Annotated in this window: 1 protein-coding gene; it reads right to left on the reverse strand. The window is 28.2% G+C overall.

The annotated features are described in order from the left end of the window. Positions 1-63: 63 nt before the first annotated feature. Positions 64-1086 carry a LacI family DNA-binding transcriptional regulator gene (locus tag CLPUN_RS08545; protein ID WP_077846880.1) on the reverse strand — a complete coding sequence of 341 codons (1023 nt, stop codon included), beginning with the start codon at positions 1084-1086 and terminating at the stop codon, positions 64-66. Positions 1087-1282: the final 196 nt, after the last annotated feature.

Raw genomic sequence — 1282 nt, forward strand, 5'->3', positions numbered from 1 at the left:
TGCTAATACTAATATTATTTTATTGTAAGATTATTATTATAACATATATCTAATATTTATATTTTATTTAACTATTTTAGCTACACTATTTCTTTCTATAAGTTTTGTATCAATTTCTATTTTTAACGGAATCATTTTCTCTTCATTATTTATCTTATCTATAAGTCTTTTTACAGCTATGCTGCCCATTTCTTCAGTATAAACCTTTATAGTAGTCATATTCGGATTACTTAATGCAGAAAATGGTATATCATCAAAACCAATTATTGATATATCTTTAGGTATACTAATTCCCTCCTCCTGCATAGCCTTCATAGCTCCTAAAGCAATGATATCATTAAATGCTAATAAAGCTGTTGGAAGTTGTTTGCCACGATTTTTCTCTAAATACTTTTTCATATCTTTATAAGCACCATCCAAAGTTGGTTCAATTCGTATTTCATCCTCTTGCCTCAAGGTCAGTCCCGCTTCTTCAATAGCTTTTGTAAAACCTTTATAGCGATACTCAAAATTACTTATATCAACAGAACTTCCTAATATTCCTATTCTTTCATGTCCCTTATCAATAAAATGTTTAGTTGCTCTATAAGAACCGCTTACATTATTGATTACTATGTAGTCATAACTCTTAAACATAAAATAGCCATCTAACACAACAATTGGAATATCTAGATTTTCAAAGTAAGAAAAATCTTCTTCACTCATCTCTGTTGCTAAAAGCAATATTCCATCTATTTTACCTTGATTGATTATTTTAAAAACATTTTCTTTATCATGTTCTCCATGAATTACTTGAGATATTAATAATTCATACCCACTTTGCCTGCATTCATTCTCGCAGGCTTCTATCAACGCGGAGAAAAATTGCGTATCAGATACTACATATCCATGCTTCTTAAAAAGAATTAATCTCATTACCTTCTCTTCATTTTTTTTATGATTACGGAAATATCCTAATTCTTCTGCAATTTTAATAATTTTAGATTTAGTTTCTTTCCCTACTCCTTTTCTATCATTTAGCGCATTTGATACTGTCCCTGGAGATACACCCGCTAATTTAGCTATGTCCTGCATTATAGTTTTCATTTTTACTCTCCTACCTGTTTCTAAAACTAATATTATAAATTTACATAATTTACTTAATTATAGTATAAACTATAATAGTGCAAAAATGCTTGAATAATTTTACAAATGAATAAAATAAAAAACATTTATGATAAATCCTTGTTATAATTGAGTTTGTACACAAAAATGACAGCAAGGAGCTATACATAAATGTTTC

Source organism: Clostridium puniceum, assembly GCF_002006345.1.
GTDB lineage: Bacteria > Bacillota > Clostridia > Clostridiales > Clostridiaceae > Clostridium > Clostridium puniceum.